This window comes from Protofrankia sp. CiP1_Cm_nod3, from assembly GCF_982290655.1.
The window spans coordinates 6723-13389 of sequence record NZ_CEVIVD010000040.1 but is presented as its reverse complement, the minus strand read 5'-3'; the positions used below and the strand labels follow the sequence as shown (position 1 = coordinate 13389).

4 protein-coding genes and 1 pseudogene are annotated in these 6667 nt (G+C 70.1%); 3 read left to right on the top strand and 2 right to left on the bottom strand.

Annotation, left to right across the window (positions count from 1 at the left end; all coding sequences use genetic code 11):
* A pseudogene (locus AC5LUJ_RS10325) lies at positions 1–627 on the top strand (nucleotidyltransferase); the annotation flags it as partial.
* On the opposite strand, the gene AC5LUJ_RS10320 reads toward AC5LUJ_RS10325, so the two are convergent.
* Entirely contained in the window at positions 578–2773 is a 2196-nt protein-coding gene (locus AC5LUJ_RS10320; RefSeq protein ID WP_250285051.1) for an MMPL family transporter, read from the bottom strand. The pseudogene AC5LUJ_RS10325 and the gene AC5LUJ_RS10320 sit on opposite strands and share 50 nt — an antisense overlap.
* Positions 2774–2993: 220 nt before the next feature.
* On the bottom strand, positions 2994–3962 hold the full coding sequence (locus AC5LUJ_RS10315) for a pseudouridine-5'-phosphate glycosidase (RefSeq protein ID WP_250285049.1): 969 nt from the start codon (positions 3960–3962) through the stop codon (positions 2994–2996).
* A 553-nt stretch (positions 3963–4515) separates the two neighbouring features.
* Between AC5LUJ_RS10315 and AC5LUJ_RS10310 the strand changes: the two genes are divergently transcribed.
* Positions 4516–4695, top strand: a complete 180-nt coding sequence (locus AC5LUJ_RS10310; RefSeq protein ID WP_493464833.1) for a hypothetical protein — start codon at positions 4516–4518, stop codon at positions 4693–4695.
* A 121-nt stretch (positions 4696–4816) separates the two neighbouring features.
* A partial coding sequence (locus AC5LUJ_RS10305; RefSeq protein ID WP_493464832.1) for a WD40/YVTN/BNR-like repeat-containing protein occupies positions 4817–6667 on the top strand: 1851 nt, incomplete at its 3' end.

Below are 6667 nucleotides of genomic sequence, written 5' to 3'. Positions count from 1 at the left end.
AACAACGCCTGGAAGCGCTTCCGCTGGGACTCCCGCGACCTGCTGCTCTGCGTCCGTAACGCGATCGGCGGCGACCGCATCCAGATGATCGGTAGCCGAGGTCAGGCGATGCGCGTCGTCTACAACTGCGCGCCGGACGTCCACCTGGTGCCCGCCTTCGACCATCCACGGGCGGGCTACGTCATGCCGGACTGTGTCGGCGGCTGGCTGCCGACCCGCCCGGAGCGGCACGCCAGCTGGATGGCGGACGCCGGCCCCCGGGTCGCCTCGGCCGTGCGGCTGCTCAAGGCCTGGAACCGGGTCTGCGGCAGCCGGCTGCGTTCCTTCCATCTGGAGGCGCTCGCCGGCAAGGTTCTGATCAACCGCGGGCTGAACACCCGGCAGGGGCTGGCGGCGGTCTTCCGGCACATCGAGAGCAGGGGGTTCACCGCCTACGACCCCGCGGAGGTCGGCGGTGACCTGTCGACCTACCTGCAGCCGCAGGACGTCGACGCGCTGCGGGAGCCGGTGGCCTTCGCCCGCGCCCACGCCGACGAGGCGGTCGAGGCGGAGCAGGCCGGCCGGCACGAGGATGCGGTCAACCTCTGGCGTCTGATCTTCGGCCTGGAGTTCCCGGCCTTCGGCTGACGGGAGCCCGCGGCCCCGTAGGAGTTCCGGCGGCGGCCGCGTCGCTGTCCGCTTCTCGGACGGCGGCGTCGGTCGCCGTTGTGGGCTGGTCCGGTGGCGGCTTCGCGAGCCGGCTGGGCCACCAGATTTTCGGGCCGATATCGATGGCGAGCGCGGGGACGAGAACCGAGCGCACCACCAGCGTGTCGAGCAGGACGCCGAAGGCCACCAGGAAGCCGACCTCCGCGAGCTGGACGAGCGGGAGGATGAACAGCGCCGAGAACGTGGCTGCCAGCACGACGCCGGCGGAGGTGATGACGCCGCCGGTGACGGCCAGGCCGTGGCGTACTCCCGGCCGCGTGCCGATTCTCCCGGCTTCTTCCCGGACCCTCGTCATGAGGAAGATGTTGTAGTCGATACCCAGCGCCACCAGGAAGATGAAGCCCAGCAACGGCAGGGCGGGATCGGCGCCGGCGAAGCCGAACAGCCAGTCGTAGGCCAGCGCGCTCGAGCCGAGCGCGGCGAGGAAGGACAGCACAACCGTCGCGATCAGGAGCAGCGGGGTCAGCACCGACCGCAGCAGCAGCCCGAGAACAACGGCCACGACCACCAGCACAGCCGGAATGATGACCTTCCGGTCGTGTACGGAGGCGGTGCGCACGTCCAGGTTCACCGCGGTGTTCCCGCCGACCAGCGCGTCCGCCGCCGGTATCGCGTGGACGGTGTCCCGGAGCTGTCTGATCGTGTCGAAGGACGCCTTCGTGTCCGGCGGCTGCGAAAGAACGACGAGGAACTGCACCAGACCGGCGCCGCGATCGCTTTCCACGACGGTCGCGACCGCAGGATTTCTTGCGATGACGGCGCGTACCTCGTCCGCCCTGGCGGCGTTCACGACAACGTATGCCGGTGCGGTGGTGCCGGCCGGGAAGCTGCGCTGCACGATTTCCTGCCCGGTGACCGAGTCCATCGGCCTGGTGAATCCCTGGTCCTGGCGCAGGCCGGTGTCCAGGTGCACGGTCGCGAACGCGAGCCCGGTCAGCACCAGGACGGCGGCGATCCAGGTCGTGCGCGGCCGGGCGGCGATCGTCGTACCAACCCGTGACCAGGCCCCGGACTCCTCCCGCGCCCGCGCGCCATAGCGGGGGACGAACGGCCAGAACAGCCTCCGTCCGCACACGACCAGGGCCGCCGGCAGCAGCGTCATCATGGTTACCAGTGCCACGGCGATACCGATCGCGCTGACCGGGCCGAGACCCCGGTTGGAGTTCAGCTCGCCCAGGAGCAGGCAGAGCATGCTGATGATGACCGTGGCGGCCGAGGCGACGATCGCCGGTCCGGCCCGGCGGATCGCGACCCGCATCGCCGCGTGCGCATCGCTGTGACGAGTCAGCTCCTCACGGTAGCGAGCGATGAGAAGCAGCGCGTAGTCGGTGCCGGCGCCGAAGACAAGGACCCGCAGAATGCCCGCGCTCTGCCCGTTGACGGTCAGCCCCGCATGCTCGGCCGCGAGATAGACCAGGGCGGTGGCAGTCTGGTCGGCAACGGCGACCGTCAGTAAGGGGATCAGCCACAGGACGGGGCTCCGATAGACGAGCAGAAGGATGACCGCCACCACGCCCGCGGTGACGAACAGCAGCCTGGTCTCCACCCCGCTGAACACGTCGAAGGTGTCCGTCACCAGCCCGGCCGGCCCGGTCAGCGACGTCTGGAGCCCCGGCGGTGCCGCCTCCCGGGCGATCCGCCGGATTTCCTTGACCTTGTCGGTGAACTCCACGACATCAGCGCTCTGAGCGATACTGACGGCCAGTAGCAGCGTATTTCCCCGTGGTGAGGAAATGGGCATGCTGACCGGACGCTCGGAGAACTCGCCGATCCGGCGGCCGACGTCCTCGACCGCTTTCCGGTCGGTAGGCGTCAGCTCAGGGTCACGAGAGAAGACGACGACCGCCGGTACGGAGTCTCCGCCCGGCAGGAGTTTCTGGGCCTCGAGCAGCCTGGTGGACTCGGCCCGCGAGGGCAGGAAGGCCGAGGCCTCGTTCCGCTGCGCGTCGGACAGCCTGAACGCCAGCGGGCTGGCGACGGTCGCGACGACGATCCAGCCAAGCAGAAGCGCCCATTTCAGACGCGGCCCCGCCGACCATGCCACGGCCTGCCAGATCCTGCCCACCGGCCCCCCTGCGCGCTGTCCACGACAACCGATCGTCGCAGGTAGGAGGCCCGCCACGAAAGAGATACGGCCGCCCGGAGAGCCGTCGGCGCCTCCTCGCCCTGTCTCCTGGCGTCATGTCAGCCCACTGGCACCGCCGTGTTTCCCAACGTCACTTCGGTCGGTCGGTCGGTCGGCCGGCCTGCCAGCCAGCCCGGGCCGGACGGTCGGGCCGGCAGCTTTACGTCCGGTCCGGGGTGGCCGGCCGGGCGGAGCAGGCAATGGCGATGTCGGCGGCGACGGTGACGTTGTTGCGGACCACGGCGATGTTGGTCTCCAGGCTGGCGCCGGCCGTCTCGCGGTGGAACGTCGCCAGCAGGAACGGGGTGACGGCCTTCCCCCGCAGCCCCCGGCGGGCCGCCTGCGCCAACGCCTCGCGCAGGACCCGGTCGTGCAGCTCCTGGTCGAGCTGGTCCGCCTCGGGCACCGGGCTGGCGACGACCACGGCCGTGCGCAGGCCCAGCGCCCGCGCGTCCGCCATGACGGCCGCGACCTCGGCGGCGGCCTCCACCCGCCAGTCCACGGCGAACTCGGTCCGGGACAGGTAGAAGCCCGGGAAGGTGTTCGTCCGCCAGCCGAGCAGCGGCACACCGAGGGTTTCCAGCCGTTCGAGGGTCGCGCCGACGTCCAGGATCGACTTCACCCCCGCGCAGACCACGGCTATCGGCGTGCTTGCGAGAGTGACAAGATCGGCGGACTCGTCGGCGCTGTCGGCCCAGCCGCGGTGCACCCCGCCGAGCCCGCCGGTGGCGAACACGCCGATACCGGCGCGGGTGGCGAGCAGGGACGTGGAGGCGACCGTGGTCGCCCCGGTGCGGCCCAGCGCGGAGGCGACCGGCAGATCCCGTACCGACAGTTTCGCCACGTCCGGGGCGTTCGCGATCCGGGAGAGCGCGATGGCGTCCAGACCGATGGTGGGTATCCCGTCGATCACCGCTACGGTCGCCGGTGTCACCCCACGGTCACGGAGCAGGGTTTCCAGGTCGGCCGCCACTTCCAGATTGCGGGGGCGCGGCAGGCCGTGCGCGATCAGCGTCGACTCCAGGGCGACCACGGGCCGCCCCGCCTCCACCGCCGCCCGCACCTCGTCAGCGACCACCAGCCCCCGCACGACCGAGAGTATATCTACGAATCCGGAATCCGCGCCCATGCGGGATCATTCACTGCCCGAGGTTTCACTGGTTCTTTTTCGGGCATTTTCTCGCACAGCCTGCCAATAATTCTTTGTGGGAGTATGGAGAAGCCTCCACAGAGTTCGTGGACTCGGCCTGGATGCATCGAGAAATTTCCGTGACCATCTTTCTGGATCTTTCGGGTGCCTTCCTCCGAGAAATTCGATGATGCCGGGCTTTTCGGGCATGATGGCCCAGTCGCTCACCCTTCAGCGGCTCGTCCAGGTTCCAGGTCGGGGATAGGGGGCTGCGACCGGCAGACGGGCAGACGGGCAGACGCAGGGTGCTCTCCCCCGGCCGTGGCGGGTGAGCCGAGCCGGAGCATTGATCAGATGCTGGCGGCGGGTGGCGCAGCGGGCGCGGGCGTGAAAGGCCGGGGCCGAGGTGCCGGCGGGTGGAGCGTCAAGCAGAAAACCGACACACGGGAGCGTTGACGCTCAGCTGGTCCAGGAGGAACATAAAGAGACATTCACGGCTTGCGGTCCCACGGGGGTGGACATGGCCGAAACCTCGAATTCCACTGACGAGCAGATGCCGGTGCCACCCGGCGGCGGTGCCGCCGAGCGTCTGCGAGAGTTCCTTGCGGCGCGGGAGGAACCGGTCTCGGACGCGGCGGAGCCGACCGACTCGGCGGAGCCGGCGGCGGAGCCGGCGGAGGAGCAGGACCGCGAACGAAGCGAGAACAAGCCCGGCCATCCGACGGCCGGCTGACTGCTCCCGCCCTCGGCCAACGGGCCGGACCAAGACCAAGGCATATCGGCTCCAGGGCTGCGATGTCGACATTTCGCGCGACCCCGCACACCTGTGACGCACCGCTATCGAGGAGGTGCCGATGCAAGGACCCGAGGACGAAGGCGTAACCCCCCGCGACGCGGTCCGCGTCGACGAGCGAACGCCTGCCCGTCCGTACGGCGGCAAGGCGATGCTGCGGCTGCTCGAATTACTCAAAGCGCAGGGGCTGACGAACTTTGCGCAGGAGGCGGTGGCCACCGCGGTCACCGATGAAGTGGCAGCCGAGGCGCTCGCGCATGCCGAGGCGATCGGCGCGTTGCCGCCTGCCTCGCCCCAGGGTGACGCTCGCGCGTCCCGACTCCGCGCGTCAGGCCGTCCGCCGACCGCCGGCGGTGGCGCCGAGGACGAGGGGACGCCAGCCGACATAGCGGCACCGGAGGATCTGGCCCGCACATATGCCGCCGTTGCCGAGGGCCTCGCCGGGCCGCCGACGGCGGGAGAGCCGCAGTGGCGCTCGGTCGGCCCGTCAACGGTGACGAACGGCCAGACCTACGGCAGCAGCCGGGTCAACGTCTCCGGGCGCGTATCGGCCCTCGCCGTCGATCCGAGCAGTCCCGCGCACGTCCTGGCGGGTGGCGCGAACGGCGGTGTCTGGGAGTCACGTGACCGTGGCGCTTCCTGGCAGCCTCGGACCGACTTTGCCTCGACCCTCACCGTTGGCGCAATCGCGTTCGACCCCAGCCGCGCGGCCACGGTCTACTGCGGGTTGGGCGAGGGCGACTGGTGGTCCTTACTCGGCAATGGGGTCTTAAGGTCGTCCGACGGTGGTACATCGTGGTCGTCGGTGTGCACCACCCCGTTCGTGGGACAGGGCTTCTACGCGCTGCGCGTCGACCCCGCCGACGGCAATCGGCTGTTCGGCGCCGCGACCGGTGGACTGTACGTCTCGACCGACGCGGGTACGACCTGGACCCAGCGCCGTTCGCAGCGCACGTTCGCCGTCAGCCTCGGCACCAGTGAAGTGCTGGCGTCTTGCGCCGACGGTCTGTTCCGTTCGACCGACTCCGGCACCACTTGGACAGCGGTGAACCTGCCGGGAGCGCCGGCCGGGTTCGTTCGGCTCGCCGTCGCCGTGGCTCCGTCCAACCCGAACGTCGCCTATGCTTTCGGTACCGGCACGCCATGGATCCCGCAGCCCGATGGGAGCCAGATCCCCACCGGCTACCTGTGGCGCCGCGCCGCCGGGGTGTGGACGGCGATTGGGCTGCCTCCCGGACTGGCAACCGTTCAGTCGTGGTACGACTGGTATGTCGCCGTCGCCCCGGACCTCGACACGCAGGTGTACTGCGGCGCCATCGAGTTGCACCGCGGTGACCTGTCCGGCGCCACTTGGAGCTGGCAGACGATCAGCAACAAGGGCTCGTCCGGGCAGTCGATCCACCCCGATCAGCACAGCATCGCCTTCGAGCCCGGGAACCCCGCCACGGTGTACGCCGGCTGCGACGGCGGCCTGTTCCGCTCCCCCGATCGTGGAACCACCTGGGTGAGCTGCAACAACGGCCTGGTCATCAGCGAGTTCGAGTACCTCGCCCAGGACTGGGGCTCGTCTCGGTGGCTCATCGGCGGTACCCAGGACAACGGCACGAACCGGTGGACCGGGCCCTCGGCCTGGGAGCACGTGGAAGACGCGGACGGCGGCGACGTCCACGTCAACCGCCAGAACCCCTCGATCGTCATCCACAGCCGCCAGTGGGGCGGCCTGCTGCGCTCCACCAGCCGGGGCGACTGGGGAAGCTGGACCACCGTCACCCCCACCCGGCCCGCCGGCGAGGGCAGGGGCCTGTTCTACCCGCCGCTGGAGGGCAGCGCCACCAGCGGCGACACGGTGGCGGTCGCGATGCAGGCGTTGTACGTGTCCCGGGACAACGCCAGCACCTGGACCCGGGTCGGG